This window comes from Bradyrhizobium sp. CB1015 (genome assembly GCF_025200925.1).
GTDB lineage: Bacteria > Pseudomonadota > Alphaproteobacteria > Rhizobiales > Xanthobacteraceae > Bradyrhizobium.
On sequence record NZ_CP104174.1, the window covers coordinates 834,676 to 849,929 of the forward strand.

General features: G+C 64.6%; 14 protein-coding genes. 7 read left to right on the top strand and 7 right to left on the bottom strand.

Translation table 11 applies throughout. The annotated features are described in order from the left end of the window. Nucleotides 1-92: 92 nt before the first annotated feature. Together maiA and N2604_RS03760 are read left to right on the top strand one after the other, a co-directional pair. Nucleotides 93-725: a maleylacetoacetate isomerase gene (maiA, locus tag N2604_RS03755; RefSeq protein ID WP_260373855.1), complete on the top strand. Its 633-nt coding sequence runs from the start codon at nucleotides 93-95 to the stop codon at nucleotides 723-725. Continuing rightward, a complete protein-coding gene (locus N2604_RS03760; protein WP_260373856.1) occupies nucleotides 715-1,227 on the top strand; it encodes a MarR family winged helix-turn-helix transcriptional regulator in 513 nt (170 codons plus the stop codon). The genes maiA and N2604_RS03760 overlap by 11 nt, the downstream gene beginning before the upstream one ends. 58 nt (nucleotides 1,228-1,285) lie before the next feature. Here the strand turns inward: N2604_RS03760 and N2604_RS03765 are convergent, their stop codons facing one another. From N2604_RS03765 to N2604_RS03785, 5 genes are all read right to left on the bottom strand, one after another. Next, nucleotides 1,286-2,950 (bottom strand): benzoate-CoA ligase family protein, encoded by a 1,665-nt coding sequence (locus tag N2604_RS03765; RefSeq protein ID WP_260373857.1) that lies wholly within the window; start codon nucleotides 2,948-2,950, stop codon nucleotides 1,286-1,288. Then, on the bottom strand, nucleotides 2,947-4,110 hold the full coding sequence (locus tag N2604_RS03770) for an FAD-dependent monooxygenase (RefSeq protein ID WP_260373858.1): 1,164 nt from the start codon (nucleotides 4,108-4,110) through the stop codon (nucleotides 2,947-2,949). Before N2604_RS03770 ends, N2604_RS03765 begins: the two co-directional genes overlap by 4 nt. Nucleotides 4,111-4,301: 191 nt before the next feature. Further along, nucleotides 4,302-4,517 (bottom strand): hypothetical protein, encoded by a 216-nt coding sequence (locus tag N2604_RS03775; RefSeq protein ID WP_260373859.1) that lies wholly within the window; start codon nucleotides 4,515-4,517, stop codon nucleotides 4,302-4,304. A gap of 122 nt (nucleotides 4,518-4,639) precedes the next feature. Beyond that, entirely contained in the window at nucleotides 4,640-5,473 is an 834-nt protein-coding gene (locus N2604_RS03780) for a cysteine rich repeat-containing protein (RefSeq protein WP_260373860.1), read from the bottom strand. Between the two features lie 147 nt (nucleotides 5,474-5,620). Beyond that, complete coding sequence (locus tag N2604_RS03785) at nucleotides 5,621-6,628, bottom strand: NADP-dependent oxidoreductase (protein ID WP_260373861.1); 1,008 nt, start codon at nucleotides 6,626-6,628, stop codon at nucleotides 5,621-5,623. Nucleotides 6,629-6,839: 211 nt separating this feature from the next. Between N2604_RS03785 and N2604_RS03790 the strand changes: the two genes are divergently transcribed. Further along, nucleotides 6,840-8,138, top strand: coding sequence for a dicarboxylate/amino acid:cation symporter (locus N2604_RS03790; protein WP_260373862.1), 1,299 nt, complete (start codon nucleotides 6,840-6,842; stop codon nucleotides 8,136-8,138). A gap of 9 nt (nucleotides 8,139-8,147) precedes the next feature. Beyond that, the gene (locus N2604_RS03795; protein ID WP_260373863.1) at nucleotides 8,148-9,089 is read left to right on the top strand and encodes an amino acid ABC transporter substrate-binding protein; all 942 of its coding nucleotides are present in this window, start codon (nucleotides 8,148-8,150) and stop codon (nucleotides 9,087-9,089) included. Between the two features lie 199 nt (nucleotides 9,090-9,288). Here N2604_RS03795 and N2604_RS03800 read toward each other — a convergent pair whose 3' ends face one another. Beyond that, a complete protein-coding gene (locus N2604_RS03800; protein ID WP_260373864.1) occupies nucleotides 9,289-10,098 on the bottom strand; it encodes a RimK family alpha-L-glutamate ligase in 810 nt (269 codons plus the stop codon). A 373-nt stretch (nucleotides 10,099-10,471) separates the two neighbouring features. On the opposite strand from N2604_RS03800, the gene N2604_RS03805 reads away from it, so the two are divergent. From N2604_RS03805 to N2604_RS03815, 3 genes are all read left to right on the top strand, one after another. Then, entirely contained in the window at nucleotides 10,472-11,245 is a 774-nt protein-coding gene (locus N2604_RS03805) for a ferredoxin--NADP reductase (protein WP_260373865.1), read from the top strand. Between the two features lie 406 nt (nucleotides 11,246-11,651). Continuing rightward, nucleotides 11,652-13,340: an FMN-binding glutamate synthase family protein gene (locus N2604_RS03810; RefSeq protein WP_409241675.1), complete on the top strand. Its 1,689-nt coding sequence runs from the start codon at nucleotides 11,652-11,654 to the stop codon at nucleotides 13,338-13,340. Between the two features lie 100 nt (nucleotides 13,341-13,440). Continuing rightward, nucleotides 13,441-13,680, top strand: coding sequence for a PilZ domain-containing protein (locus tag N2604_RS03815; RefSeq protein ID WP_260373866.1), 240 nt, complete (start codon nucleotides 13,441-13,443; stop codon nucleotides 13,678-13,680). 136 nt (nucleotides 13,681-13,816) lie between these two features. Here the strand turns inward: N2604_RS03815 and N2604_RS03820 are convergent, their stop codons facing one another. Further along, entirely contained in the window at nucleotides 13,817-15,112 is a 1,296-nt protein-coding gene (locus N2604_RS03820; protein ID WP_260373867.1) for a hemolysin family protein, read from the bottom strand. Nucleotides 15,113-15,254 lie beyond the last annotated feature (142 nt).

The following is a 15,254-nucleotide window of genomic DNA, read 5'->3' on the forward strand; positions in this document are numbered from 1 at the left end:
TCGTTCCGGGCACGCGAAGCGTCCCGGAACCTCGAGATTCCGGGTTCGATGCTCACGCATCGGCCCGGAATGACAAATGGGAGGAGGTCTCAATGAAGCTGCACGGCTATTTCCGCTCCAGCGCCGCTTATCGTGTGCGCATCGCGCTGAACCTCAAGGGGCTCGGCGCCGAGCATCTGCCGCATCATTTGCGCAAGGGCGAGCAATGCGCCCCCGCTTATCTCGCCATCAACCCGCAGGGCCTGGTGCCGGCGCTGGAGGACGATGCGGGTGGAGTGCTGACGCAATCGGTTGCCATCATCGAATGGCTCGACGAGACCCACCCCGATCCGCCGCTGCTGCCGAAGGATCCGCTGCGCCGCGCCAAGGTGCGCGCCTTCGCGCTGGCGATCGCCTGCGACACCCATCCGGTGCAGAATTTGAAGGTGCTGGCGCGGCTGCGCGAGCTCGGCCTGCCCGAGGACAAGGTCCAGGACTGGGCCGCCTGGGTCAATCGCGAGGGCCTGTCGGCATGCGAGACGCTGATCAAGGCCGAGTCGGGTCCGTTCTGCTTCGGCGATGCGCCGACGCTGGCCGATCTCTGCCTCGTGCCGCAGCTCGGCAATGCGCGCCGCTTCGGCGTCGATGTCTCCGCCTATCCCCGTCTGCTCCAGGCGGAGGCTGCCGCCAAAGCGCTGCCGGCGTTTGCCGATGCCGCACCGGAGAAGCAGCCCGATGCCGAGTAAGCCTCTTCCACCGATCACGATGGACGCGGTCTATGCCGCGCCGGGCTATCTGTTCCGGCGCATGCAGCAGATCGCGGTCTCGATCTTCATGGAGGAGTGCAAGGCGTTCGACCTCACTCCGGTGCAATATGCCGCGCTGGTCGCAATCCATACCCATCCCGGCATCGACGCAACGCGGCTGTCGGCGGTGATCGCCTTCGACCGCTCGACGCTCGGCAGCGTGATCGAACGGCTCCAGGCCAAGGCCTATATCGAGCGCAAGCCGGCACCCGAGGACAAGCGGATCAAGCTGCTCTATCTGACCAGGCCGGGCGCTGCGATCCTGCGCGAGATCATTCCCGCCGTCGAGCGCGCCCAGGCCCGGATGCTGGAGCCGCTCAAGCCCGCCGACCGCAAGGCGCTGATGGGCCTGCTGGTGCAGCTGGTCGATCTCAACAATGAGGCCTCACGCGTGCCGCTGCGCGCCGAGGACGCGCTGGAGCATCTGGGCAAGGGTGGGTGAGGGGGATGAGGCTGCATTGGCGCCTCATTCTCCACTGTCGTCCCGGATCGGCGCGCGCTTAAGGCGCGCTTGTCCGGGACGACAGCGAATGTATGGCGACACTATCGCCCCACATCCGCAGCAACGCCTGCCGGTCGATCTTGCCCGTGCCGGTCTTCGGCAGCTCGTCGATGAAGATCACCTCACGCGGATATTTGTACGGCAGTAGCCGGCTCTTCACATAGTCCTGCAGCCTGCGCGTCGCCTCATTCTGGTTCACCGCGCGGTCATTCATCACCACCACGGCCTTCAGCGTCATGCGGCGATCCGGCAGTTCGGCCGCGAACACTGCGCATTCGCGGATGTCGGGGTGATCGGCGAGGCACAGCTCGACCTCGAGCGGATAGACCCACTGGCCGGAGATCTTGATGAGATCGTCGGCGCGGCCGCGGAAGAAGTGGAAGCCGTCGGCATCCCGCACGAAGCGGTCGCCGGTGTAGATCCAGCCGCCCTCGCGAATCGTCTCCGCGGACTTGTCCGGCCGGTTCCAGTAGAGCGGCGTGTTGGAATCGCCGCGGACCCAGAGAATCCCTTCCTCGTTGTCGCCGACGTCGCGGCCGTCCTTGTCGCGCAGCGCGACCTCGTAGCCTGGGACGCGCAGGCCCGCGGCGCCCAGCTTCTTCTGCTCGGGCCGGTTGGAGAGATAGATGTGCAGCACCTCGGTCGAGCCGAGGCCTTCGATGATTTCGAGCCCCGTGAGCGTCTTCCAGCCGTTGAAGACCTCGGCCGAGAGCACCTCGGCGGCGGAAAGCGCCATGCGCAGCGACGAGAAATCCGTCTTGTCCGCGCCTTCGGCCTTGGTCAGCGAGGTGTACAGCGTCGGCAGGCCGAAGAAGACCGTGGGCTTGTATTGCTCGATCGCCGCGAAGATCGACGCCGGCTTCGGCTGGCCCGGCAGCAGCAGCGTTGCGGCGCCGGCCGAGAACGGGAAGGTGACGGAATTGCCGAAGCCGTAGGCGAAGAAGATCTTCGGCACCGAGAAGCAAATGTCGTCCGGTGTCAACTTCAGCACGTTCCGCCCAAAGGCGGCATCGCTGTAGGCCATGTCGTGCTGCAGGTGCACGATGCCCTTGGGCCGTCCGGTCGAGCCGGAGGAGTACATCCAGAACGCCATTTCGTCGCGCTGCGTCGGCGCTTCCGCCAGCTCAGCCGGAAATTGCGCGAGCCAGCTCGCGGCCGCGAGCGCCCGCGGCGCCGCGTGCTCGCCGGCCGCGCCATTGACGACGATCAGCGTATGCAGCTTCGTCTCCTTGCAAGCCTGCGCATCGAAGCGTGCCGCGAACTCGGCATCCGCCACCGCGACGGCCGCGCCGGAATCGGCGAGATAGAATTGCAACAGGTCCGGCGGCGTCAGCGTGTTGATCAGCAGCGGCACGAAGCCGGCGCGCACCGCGCCGAAGAAGGCAGCGGGGTAGGCCGGCGTGTCGTCGAGAAACAACAGCACGCGATCGCCCCGCGCAAGGCCAAGCGAGGTGAAACCGTTGCCCCAGCGGCACGCCTCCGCGCAGAGCTCGGCATAAGTGCGCGTGCCTGCCGGCCCCAGGAGCGCGAGCTTGTCGCCGCGGCCCTTGCCGAGATTGTCGAACAGCACGCGGCTGGCATTGTAAATGTCGGGAACGGCAAAACCGATCTCGCGCGCGCCCTCGCTGTCCGCCGGCACCTGGTCACGAATGTCATGGCTCATGCCGCATCTCCGCCGTTGTCTTCGGCGTTGCCTCCGCCGTTCTTGGCCGCCTCGTAGCGGGCCATGAAGGCCGGCGACATCGCACGCAGCCGGGAATCGTCGATCCGGCCGGAGCGGGTGATGTAGCTGTAGGCGAAGTCCATCAGGGGGAGCGTCATGTGCTCGGCGAAATGTTCGTACCAGAACGCACTGGTGCGCGCGGCGTTGACGAGCTTCTGCACGATCGGCTTGCGCGCGGCCTGATAGCGATGCAGCGCGGTCGCAAGATGCGCGTCCGACTCCAGCGCCTTGACGAGGGCGATGGCGTCCTCGATCGCGAGCCGCGTGCCCGAGCCGATCGAGAAATGCGCGGAATGCAGGGCATCGCCGAGCAGCACCATGTTCTTGAACGACCAGTGCTCGTTCCAGACCCAGGGAAAATTGCGCCACACCGATTTGTTGGAGACGAGGCAATGGCCGCCGAGCGTGTCGGCGAACACCTCCTCGCAGACGCCCTTGGACTGCTCGACGTCCTTGTAGGCGAAACCATAGGCCTGCCAGGTGGCGTGATCGCATTCGACCAGGAAGGTGCTCATGGTCGGCGAATAGCGGTAGTGATGGGCGTTGAAGGCGCCGCGCTCGGTCTTGACGAAGGTCTGCGACAGCGTATCGAAGCGTTTCGAGGTGCCGTACCAGACGAATTTGTTGGATGAGTAGGACAGCGAGGTGCCGAAATCGCCCTCATAGGCGCGGCGCACCAGCGAGTTCAGCCCGTCGGCGGCGACGATCAAATCGTGCCCGTTGAGCTGGTCGATCGCCTGGATCTGAGTGTCGAAGCGCGGCGTGACACCGACATCGAACGCGCGCTGCTGCAGGAACTTGAGCAGCTCCAGCCGGCCGATCGAGGAGAAGCCGACGCCGTCGATGGCGACACTGTCGCCATGCAGGTTCAGCGTGATGTTCTCCCAGCTCTCCATGTGCGGGGCGATCGCATCGACCGTCTCGGGGTCGTCGGCGCGCAGGAACTCCAGCGCCTGGTCGGAGAACACGACGCCAAAGCCCCAGGTCGCGTCGGCCGGGTTCTGTTCGAACAGGTCGACCTGATCCTCGGGGTGACGCTTCTTCCAGAGATAGGCGAAGTAGAGCCCACCAGGGCCCCCGCCAATCACGGCGATCCGCAACGTCTGCCTCCCTAATTGACAGTATACTTACTATCTAGGGGTAGACTAATGTGCTCCAGCGTCCGGCGCCAGCGGAATTATCGGCAGCGCGTGGCACGCCAAAACTCGCTTTCCGGACGCGCGTTTTGCGGATCCGAAACCGTCAGGCGCGAATCATAGCCAAACCGGGGCGGATTGGCCACCGGGAAGGGTCAGACGCAGCGTTTCACATAGACCCCGTTCACCAGAACCCTGGTGCAGCGGACCACCGGCACCGGCTTGCGGACGACCACCGCCGCGTTCGGGCCGGCGCAACCAGCGCGAACGACGCCGCGGGCGCACACCACCGCATTGGCGTCGGTGGCCTCGAAGGTCATCGTGGCGGCGAAAGCGAAGAGCGCAGAAACAACGAGCAGCAATGAACGCATGTTGTCCTCCCGGGGCTTGTCGTGATTCAAGAAAGGGTCGGTTAGTTTACGCCTCAGCACGCGAAAACCTTCGCGTCAGGCACCGCAATTCATGCTGCGGACGAATTTAAGCCCGCTCGGTCTCATCGCGCGGCGAACGGCGCGAGCACGTCCTTGCAGGCCGGCGAGAGCGATGCCGCGCGGTTGGAAATGCATTGGATGATCCGGCCGCCGCCGGGCGCCACGCCGGCGCAGAGGGTGCGGATGTCGGCGCCGCAGGCCGACCGCGCGATGAACAGCTCTTCGCGCGGCAGCAATGGCCGCAGCACGATGACGGCCGGTGCCGCGGCAGGCGCTGCCTCTGCGGCCGGTGCAGCACCGGACGCAGGCGCGGCCGCTCCGCCACCGAAAGCGGCATTCACGGCCTTGGCGCAGCCCGCCGACACCTTCGCCTTGTTCTTCTCCAGGCATTCGATCGCGGGCGCGCCGCCGGGCGGCACGCCGGCGCAGACCTTGGGATAATCGCCGCGGCAGGCGCTCTTGATCGCGGAAACCTGCGCGGGGCTCGGCTGCTTTGCTACTGCTGCCTTCGACGCGGCTGCCGCTCCCGGTTTGGTTGCCGGCTCGGCGGCGGGCGCCGCTTCCGTTTTGGCCGGTTCGGATTTGGCCGGCTCAGACTTCGCAGGCTCAGACTTGGCAGGCGCCGCTTCGGTCTTCGGCGCGGCGGCCGACTCGATCGCGCGAACCGCAGCCTGGCACCCCGACGACAGGCTCGACATGTTCTTGGCGAGGCATTGAACCGCCTCCACGCCACCGGGCGTCACACTCGAGCAATGCGCCATGAAGTCCGAGCGGCATGCGGACCGGATGGCGCTCTTCTCGGCCTCGGTCTGCGCGAGCGCTCCTGTTGCAGTTGCGAAGAGCGCCGTCGCCAACAACGCGGTGCGCGTCGATGCATGTTTCAACATGTTGAACATTTGAATGAATTCCTGCCCGGTCGGGAACGCCGACTATTTTGAAAAGATATGCAAGCGCAATCGTCGCGAGGGTCAGCTCGCGAGCGGCATCTTTGGTCGCTTTGGCCTCTACCGCAAGTAGATTATGCCGGCGCAATTGGGGCGCGACTACGTCGTCAGTCTCACCATGCGCTTGCCGCGGTTCTCGCCTGCAAGCAATCCGATCAACGCCTTCGGCGTGTTCTCGAGTCCGTCGAGAATGTCCTCCTGCACCTTGAGCTTGCCGGATTTCACCCAGGCCTGCAGATCGGCGAGCGCGCGCTCGCTATCCTTCATGTAGTCCATCACGATGAAGCCCTGCATGGTCAGCCGCTTCACCACGATCAGGCCGGGCACGCCGCGCGGGCCATGCGCGGCAGGCGCGCCGTCATATTGCGAGATCGCGCCACAGCAGGCGATGCGGCCGTAATTGTTCATCTGGGGCAGGCAGGCTTCGAGAATGTCGCCGCCGACATTATCGAAATAGACGTCGATGCCTTTCGGGGCCGCTGCGCGCAGCGCCTTGAACACCGCGCCGTCCTTGTAATCCACGGCGGCATCGAAGCCGAGTTCGGAGGTCAGCCAGTTGCACTTGTCGGTGCCGCCGGCGATGCCGACGACGCGGCATCCCCTAATCTTGGCAATCTGCCCGACGATCGAGCCGACCGAGCCTGCGGCCGCGGAGACCACGACGGTCTCCCCTTCTTTGGGCTTGCCGATCTTCAGCAGGCCGAAATAGGCGGTGAGGCCGGCGATGCCGAACACGCTGAGCAGGTGCGTCATCGGCTCGAGCTTCGGCATTTTGGTCAGATGCTTCGCCGGCACGGCGGCAAATTCCTGCCAGCCGGTGTCGCCGAATACGATGTCGCCGGGCGCAAGCCCCGCTGCCTTCGAGCTGACGACCTCGGCGATGGCACCGCCGGCCATGACGCTGTTGGCTTCGACGGCTGAACGATAGGTCGCGCCGTGCATCCAGGCGCGGTTGGCCGCATCGAGCGAGATGTAGCGTACACGCAGCAAGGCCTCGCCGTCCTTCGGCTCCGGCATCGCGCCCTCGATCATTTTGAAATGTTCAGGACCGAGCTTGCCGCTGGGCTTTTCCACCAGCAGAATCTGGCGATTGATGTTGCCGCTCATGGCGTTTCCCTCTTCATTTGTTTGACGATTATTGATGCAGCCGCCGCAAAGAAAACGTGCAGGCCGCAACTGTTGTGCGCTGCATGAAGGCTAGATCGCCACATTCCATTTCACAATGGGAACATCCTGAAAACGCGATCACACGCAAAGCGTGTTGCGTCGCTCGGATATCTGCGACATCATGAAGCGCCGGTGTTTGTGGGGGTAAGCGATGTCCAACAGGTTCACGCAATACATTCTGGCCGCGATGGTGCTGGGCATCGTCATGGGCTCGGCGATCTACAACTTCCTGCCGGACACGCGTGCCGATTGGGCCTCCTCCATCAACCTGATCGCCATGATGTTCCTGCGCCTGATCAAGATGATCATCGCGCCCCTGGTGTTCGCGACCCTGGTCGGCGGTATCGCCCATATGGGCTCGGGCTCCAAGCTCGGCCGCATCTTCGCCAAGACCATGGGCTGGTTCGTCAGCGCGTCCTTCGTCTCGCTGCTGCTCGGCCTGATCATGGTCAATCTGCTGCAGCCCGGCGCCAACTTCCCCGGCACGCTGCCGGCGGCCGGCCAATCGACCGGCCTGCCGGTCTCGGCTTTCTCCATCGAGAAATTCCTCACCCATCTGATTCCGACCTCGATCGCCGATGCGATGGCGCAGAACGAGATCCTGCAGATCGTGATCTTCGCCGTGTTCTTCTCGGTGGCGATGGGCGCGATGCCGGAACGCTCCAAGTCGATCCTGGCGCTGATCGACGACGTCGGCCACATCATGCTGAAGGTGACGAGCTACGTCATGCTGTTCGCCCCGCTCGCAGTGTGGGCAGCGATCACCGCGACGGTGGCCAAGAACGGTCTGGCCGTGCTGTGGAAGCTCGTCGTGTTCATGGGCGGCTTCTATCTCTCGCTGGCGATCCTGTGGACCATCCTGGTCATCGTCGGCTTCATCGTGATCGGTCCGCGCTACAGCCATCTCTTGAAGCTGGTCCGCGAGCCATTGATGATCGCGTTCTCGACCGCGAGCTCGGAGGCGGCCTATCCGAAGACGCTCGAGGCGCTCAACCGCTTCGGCGCCTCGTCGCGAATCTCCAGCTTCGTGCTGCCGCTCGGTTATTCCTTCAATCTCGACGGCACGATGATGTACTGCACTTTCGCGGCCGTCTTCATCGCGCAGAGCTATCACATCGACATGCCGCTCGGCACCCAGCTCGCGATGCTGGCGACGCTGATGATCACCTCCAAGGGCGTCGCCGGCGTGCCGCGCGCCTCTCTCGTCGTGATCGCCTCGACGCTGGCGCAGTTCAACATTCCCGAGGCGGGCCTCCTGATGATCATGGGCATCGACACCTTCCTCGACATGGGCCGCAGCGCCACCAACGTGATCGGCAACACGCTTGCGACCTCGGTCGTGGCCAAATGGGAAGGCGAGCTCGGCCCCGAGCACGAGCTTGGCCCCGGCGATGTCGTGCCCGACGACATGGTCCCGGGCGAGGTGCCCGCGATGGCCGGCCATGGATAGGAGCGGGCCATGGGCCGGACATTGGCGAGGCCGCTGACTTCAGGCGTCCTCTTATTCGCCGCATCGTTGCTCGCGATCTCCGTGTTCGCGACGTCGGCGCTCGCCCAGACCGCCAGCGAAGGGCTCAGCCCGACGCTGTCGGCCATCAAGTCGGCGCACACCGTGCGGCTCGGCTATCGCGAGAGCTCGCCGCCGTTCTCGTTCCTCGACCAGTCGGGGCGGCCGATCGGCTACAGCCTCGAGCTGTGCGAAGCCATCGTCGAGGAGATCGGCGTCGAGGTCGATGACCCCAATCTCAGGATCGACTACGTCAAGGTCACCTCGGACGACCGCATCGACGCCGTGCTCCAGAACAAGATTGATCTCGAATGCGGCTCGACCACGGCCAATGCCGAGCGCGGCAAGCGCGTCGCCTTCTCGCCGCTGATGTTCGTCGCCGGCACCAAGCTGATGGTGCCGAAGGCCTCGGCCGTCGGTGCGGTCACCGATCTCACGGCCAGGACCGTGGTGGTGACCAAGGGCACCACCAACGAGCAGGCGATGCATGCGGCCGACAAGAAGTTCTCGCTCGGCCTCAACATCGTCACCGCGCCGGACCACGAGCAATCGTACCAGATGCTCGCCGACGGCAAGGCCGATGCGTTCGCGACCGACGACATCCTGCTGTTCGGCCTGATCGCGCGCCACAAGGCGCAGGACAAGTTCCGCGTCACCGGCGACTATCTGTCCTACGATCCCTACGGCATCATGTTCAGGAAAGGCGAGCCGCAACTCGCGGCCGTGGTCGAGCGCGCCTTCCGCAAGCTCGGCTCCAACCGCGACCTCGTCCCGCTCTACAACAAATGGTTCACCGCAAGGCTGCCCACAGGCGAGCGCCTGAACGTGCCGATCTCGCTGCAGCTGGAGGAAGCGTTCAAGGCGATGGACGATTCCCCCAGCGCGAATAATTAGCGGAGAACTCTCTTACCCTCCCCTGGAAGGGGAGGGTCGATCGCGCGCAGCGCGAGCGGGGTGGGGTGATCTCTCCACACGGGCAGCTTGCGAGGTGGAGAGACTGTCACCCCACCCCGTCTCGCATCGCTGACGCGCTGCAAGCCGACCCTCCCCCTCCAGGCCCCCTCCAGGGAGGGTGGGCACCAGTGTCGGGCTGCTATTCTTTGCCGCTCTTCCCAAACACCCGATCCAGCGCCGCGTCATACGTCGCCTGCACCAGAGCCGGATGCAGCGTGCCCAGCGCCTCCATCATCACGCCGGAATTGATCTCGAGCACCTTCCATTCGCGATTCACGCGAACCACGTCGATTGAAGCAAAGACGATGCCGATGGCGCGCGCGGCATCGATCGCGAGCTTCACGCAAGTCCCGCGGACCTCGCCGTCCTCCAGCAGCACCGGCTTTGCGCCGGCATCGAGATTGTGCCGCCAATCCGAGCCGCGCTGCTTGCTGTAGACGATGCGGGGGGCATCATCGAGCAGCACCACGCGGACCTCCTCCTCGATCGCGACATAGGGCGAGATCACGAGCCCCGTGCTCATCGAAAAGACCTCGCCGGCCGCGTGGTCGAGCTCCGCCTCGGTCGTGACCTTGAACACTGATCGCCCCGATGTCCCCTCGTTCGGCTTCACCACCACGCCTTGCGGATTTTGTGCAAGCAGCGCCAGCATCCCCTCGCGCCAATCGGCGCCGGCGACATGCACGCCCAGCTTCGGGTTGAGGAAGAGCCGATGCGGAACGCAGGGCACTTCCGCCAGCGTCAGCGCCTCGGCGGTGGCAGATTTGTCGTTGGCGAGGCGGTGGGCGATGGCGCTGTTGAGGCCGATGTCGTAGCCGAAGGCAAAGTGGCGCCGCGGTCCCCGGCGCATCGCGATGAGCCAGCCGCCGGAGCGGACATCGACCGCGATGCCCCGCGCCGCGCAATAGCGCCTGATCGCCTGAACGAAGATCCGCTCGCCGCTTGTCATGGTGTTTCGTCGTTCCTGTCGCCAAAAGCCGCAAAAATGCGGATATCGGCGCCAAACCGGGTGAAAATCAGAGCTATTCTTAATGAAATTCCCGCGAGCGCGGCGGAAATTAAGTGCTGTCATGATGCCCAGAAGGGAAAAGAAATTATCCTCAGCGCGGGCCAGGCAGCGGATTTCTTAATGATGTGATCAGTTCTGCCGCAAATGCCGATTTGACCGGCATCAATTGCATCCGAAACGAGGTTGATTATTGGTCTCAATGGCGTAGATCACACACGCGAAATCCTCCGCCATGGCAAATGGTGACCGCCCCGATTCAGGGCCGGGCAACGCTTTTGCCCTAAAACCGCAGCTATTCGGAATATCGAAAATCATGAGCGCGTTTTACCGAGAGAAGGTTCTTTCCGTCCACCACTGGACCGACACGCTGTTCAGCTTCCGCGCCACCCGCGATACCGGCTTCCGGTTCCAGAACGGCCAGTTCGCCATGATCGGCCTCGAGGTCGATGGCCGTCCGCTGCTGCGCGCCTACAGCATGGCGAGCGCCAACCACGAGGAAGAGCTCGAGTTCTTCTCGATCAAGGTGCAGGACGGTCCGCTGACCTCGCGCCTGCAGAAGATCAAGGAAGGCGACACCATCCTGGTCGGCCGCAAGGCGACCGGCACGCTGATCACCGACAACCTGCTTCCCGGCAAGCGGCTGATGCTGCTCTCGACCGGCACCGGCCTTGCGCCCTTTGCCAGCCTGATCAAGGACCCCGAGGTCTACGACCAGTTCGAGTCCATCGTGCTGGTGCATGGCTGCCGCCAGGTCTCCGAGCTCGCCTATGGCGAGAAGCTGGTTGCCACCCTGCGCGAGGATGAGCTGTTCGGCGAGCTGCTTGCGGACAAGCTCGTCTATTATCCGACCGTGACCCGCGAGCCGTTCCGGAACCGCGGCCGCATCACCGATCTCATCAACTCCGGGCAGATCTTCAACGACATCGGGCAAGGCCCGCTCGACATCGCAACCGACCGCATCATGATGTGCGGCAGCCCGGCGATGCTCGAAGAGCTGAAGGCGATGTTCGAGAGCCGCGATTTCGTCGAAGGCAGCGGCAATAAGCCCGGCCATTTCGTGATCGAGAAGGCGTTCGTCGAGCGGTAAGCGCCGGTGAAGATGTGGCGTGATCGCGCGCCACACTCAACTCGTCGTCCCGGGCTGATAGCGCTCAACTCAGCCGTCGTCCCGGACCAGCGCGCCCAAAGCGCGCGCCGATCCGCGACCCATAGCCACAGGGAGTGGTTATGCGACGACTCGGGGTGACAGCCTTCTCAGCCACGAAATCCCGTGGTTATGGATCCCGGGCCTGCGCTTAAGCTTGCCCGGGATGACCGCCGCTTTGTGGGCACTAGGGCCTATCCACATCCCCTCTGCTGCACTGCAAAAGCCTGTCCTCTCGGCGGATTGATCTGCGCCAGCCGAATTCGCTAGCCTGAAACAAGGGCGGCGTCATATCCGTATGACAGGCGCGGGCGTATCGTGACGCCTTGCTGGCGAGAGGATCGGAAACGTGGCCGACGACAACAAGACACATGCATCCCCCAAACGTCTGCCGCTGGCGGAGGAGGGGATCATGGAAACCCTGCTGCTGCCCTTCTCGCCGCGCTTCATCGTGCTGACGATCTGCGCGGTGGTCACCGCGCTCCTGATCGGCATCGGTATCGCCGACCGCAAGATCTTCGACATCCTGCTGATTCCGATCCTGATCTTCGGCGCGCTGACGCTGCTCGGCATCCGCGATCTCCTGCAGAAGAGCCACGCGGTGCTGCGCAACTATCCGATCTCCGCGCATATCCGCTTCCTGCTCGAAGAGATCCGGCCCGAGATGCGGCAGTATTTCTTCGAGAGCGAGAAGGACGGCATGCCGTTCTCGCGCGACACCCGCGCGGTGGTCTATCAGCGCGCCAAGATGGAGCTCGACAAGCGCCCGTTCGGCACCCAGGAGGACGTCTATCGCGAGGGTTACGAGTGGATGCATCACTCGGTTTCGCCGAAGGCGCATGCCAAAGAAAAATTCCGTGTCGTGATCGGTGGGCCTGATTGCGCAAAGCCCTATTCGGCCTCGGTGTTCAACATCTCGGCGATGAGCTTCGGCGCGCTCAGCCCGAATGCGGTGCGGGCATTGAACGCCGGCGCCAGGAAGGGCGGCTTCGCGCACGATACCGGCGAGGGCGGCGTCAGCCCCTATCACCGCGAGATGGGCGGCGACATCATCTGGGAGATCGGCTCCGGCTATTTCGGCTGCCGTCATCTCGACGGCAGCTTCGATCCCGAAGCGTTCGCGCGCGTCGCCGGCGACGACCAGATCAAGATGGTCGAGCTCAAGATCAGCCAGGGCGCCAAGCCCGGCCATGGCGGCGTGCTGCCGGCGGCCAAGGTCTCCGAGGAGATCTCCAAGATCCGAGGCGTCGCCATGGGCGAGGACTGCATTTCACCGGCCTCGCACCGCGCCTTCTCGACGCCGGTCGGCATGATGCAGTTCGTCGCGGAGATGCGGCGCCTGTCCGGCGGCAAGCCGGCCGGCTTCAAGCTGTGCATCGGCCATCCCTGGGAATTCCTGGCGATCTGCAAGGCGATGATCGAGACCGGGATCTATCCCGATTTCATCGTCATCGACGGCAATGAGGGCGGTACCGGCGCGGCGCCGCTGGAGTTCATGGATCATCTCGGCATGCCGATGCGCGAGGGCGTCAATTTCGTCCACAACGCGCTGGTCGGCATCAATGCGCGCGACCGCATCAAGATCGGCGCCTCCGGCAAGATCGCCACCGCCTTCGACATGGCACGCGCGATGGCGATCGGCGCCGATTGGTGCAATTCGGCGCGCGGCTTCATGTTCTCACTCGGCTGCATCCAGTCGCTAAGCTGCCACACCGACCGCTGCCCGACCGGCGTGGCGACGCAGGACCCGACACGGGCGCGAGCGCTCTACGTGCCGCTCAAGATCGACCGCGTGCACAATTATCACCACGCCACGCTGCACTCGCTGACCGAGCTGATCGCCGCGGCCGGGCTCGAACATCCGCAGCAGCTGCGGCCGATCCATTTCAGCCAACGGACGTCGACGACCCAGGTGAAGTCCTTCGCGCAGCTCTATCCGGCACTGCGTCCGGGCGAGCTGCTCGAAGGCACGGAAGACCCGCGCTTCCGCGACGCCTGGCAGATGGCGCGTGCCGAGACGTTCCAGCCGGCGTTGTGAGATGCGACCCCCCGGGGCTGCTGTAGGCCGGGGGCGTCAAATTGACGAGAGCGGAGGGTGGGTTTAACGTCTGGTTCAACTTTGGGTGTAGATTCGCCCCATGGACGAACGACGCGACAAAGCCCGACATCGCGTGCTGAAGGCCGGAACGATCGAGTTCGGCGGCGGCGCGATCGACTGCACCGTTCGCAATCTCTCCGATGCCGGCGCCGCACTCGACGTCACCAGCCCGGTCGGCATTCCCGATCATTTCACCCTGTTCGTCCAGGCCGACGGCAGGCATCTGCGCTGCACCGTGGTCTGGCGCAAGGAAAAGCGCATCGGGGTGCGGTTCGGGTAGGGGGCTTGGCTCGAGCTCTCACCGCCTATTCAGCTGTCGTCCCGGACAAGCGCAGCTCTCGACAACGCGTAGCGTTGCCGAGGGTAGATCAGCGCGCGCTTGGGGCGCGCTTGTCCGGGACGACGAGAGAAGTTACTCACGCCGCCGCCTGCTCGCCGCGCCGGCTGGCCAAAATCTTGTCGATCCGCCGCCCGTCGAGATCGACCACCTCGATGTGCCAGCCGCCGAAATCGAAGGTGTCGCCGACATCGGGCAGCTTGTTGAACTGTTGCAGCACGAGGCCCGCGACCGTGTTGTAGCGATGCGGCGGCAGATCGATGCCGAGCAGTTCGCCGAACTCGTCGACCGGCATCCAGCCGGAGATCAGCAGCGAGTCGTCCTCGCGCCTGATGAAGGCCGGCTCGGGCGGTCCCTCCTCGGAATGAAAGGCACCGACGATCGAGTAGAGGATGTCGGCGGCCGTCACCATGCCTTCGAAGGCACCGTATTCGTCATAGACGAGCCCGACGTGAACCGGCGCCGCTTTCAGGATGGTCAACACGTCGCGCGCATCCGCCGACACCGGGATGCCGGGCGCCTCGCGCACCAGCGCGCGCAAGTCCGGGTTGCGTTCGTTCATATAGGCGACCAGCAGGTCCTTGGCCTGCAGCACGCCGATCGGCTTGTCGCGGTCGCCGTCGGAGACCGGAAAGCGCGAATGCGGGCTCTTGGCGATGATCTCCTGGATGGCGGCGGGATCGTCGTTCAGGTCGATCTCGTCGACCTCGGTGCGCGGGGTCATGACCGCGCCGACCGGCCGGTCCCCGAGCCGCATCACGCCGGCGATCATCTCCTTCTCGCCGGGCTCGAGCACGCCCGCGCTCTCGGCCTCGCTGACGAGGTGATGGATCTCGTCCTCCGAGACCTTCTCCTCGGCCTTGCCGCCGCGGCCGAGCAGGGCGAGGATCAGCTTGCCGGAGACGTCGAGCAGAAAGACGAGCGGCAGCGATATTTTCGCAAGCGCATGCATCGCCGGCGCGACCCGCACTGCGATGCTTTCAGGGTCGCGTAGCGCCACCTGCTTCGGCACCAGCTCGCCGACGATCAAGGTGGCGTAGGTGATGAGCGTGACCACGATGCCGACGCCGACGATGTCGGCAATGCCGGAGGACAGGCCGAGCTCGAGCAGCCATTGCGTCAGCCGCTGCCCGAGCGTCGCGCCGGAGAACGCGCCGGAGAGCACGCCGACCAGCGTGATGCCGATCTGCACCGTCGAGAGGAACTTGCCGGGATCGGCCGCCAGCACCAGCGCCCGCTCGGCGCCGCGCACGCCCTTGGCGGCGAGCAGCGACAGCCGCGCTGGACGCGACGACACCACGGCGAGCTCGGACATGGAGAGCAGACCGTTGATGACGATCAGGACGACGACGATGACGAGTTCGAGCGAGAGCATTGACGTTCCGGAGGTAAGCAAGTGCGGCCGGGTGCCGGCGCAAGCCATTGATATAGGTATTCGGTGCGGAAGTGCTGGCAATTCCGCGCATTCGGCGGCCCGAAGGGAACCCATCCGATAGCGTGTTCCAGGCAGGCCGCGA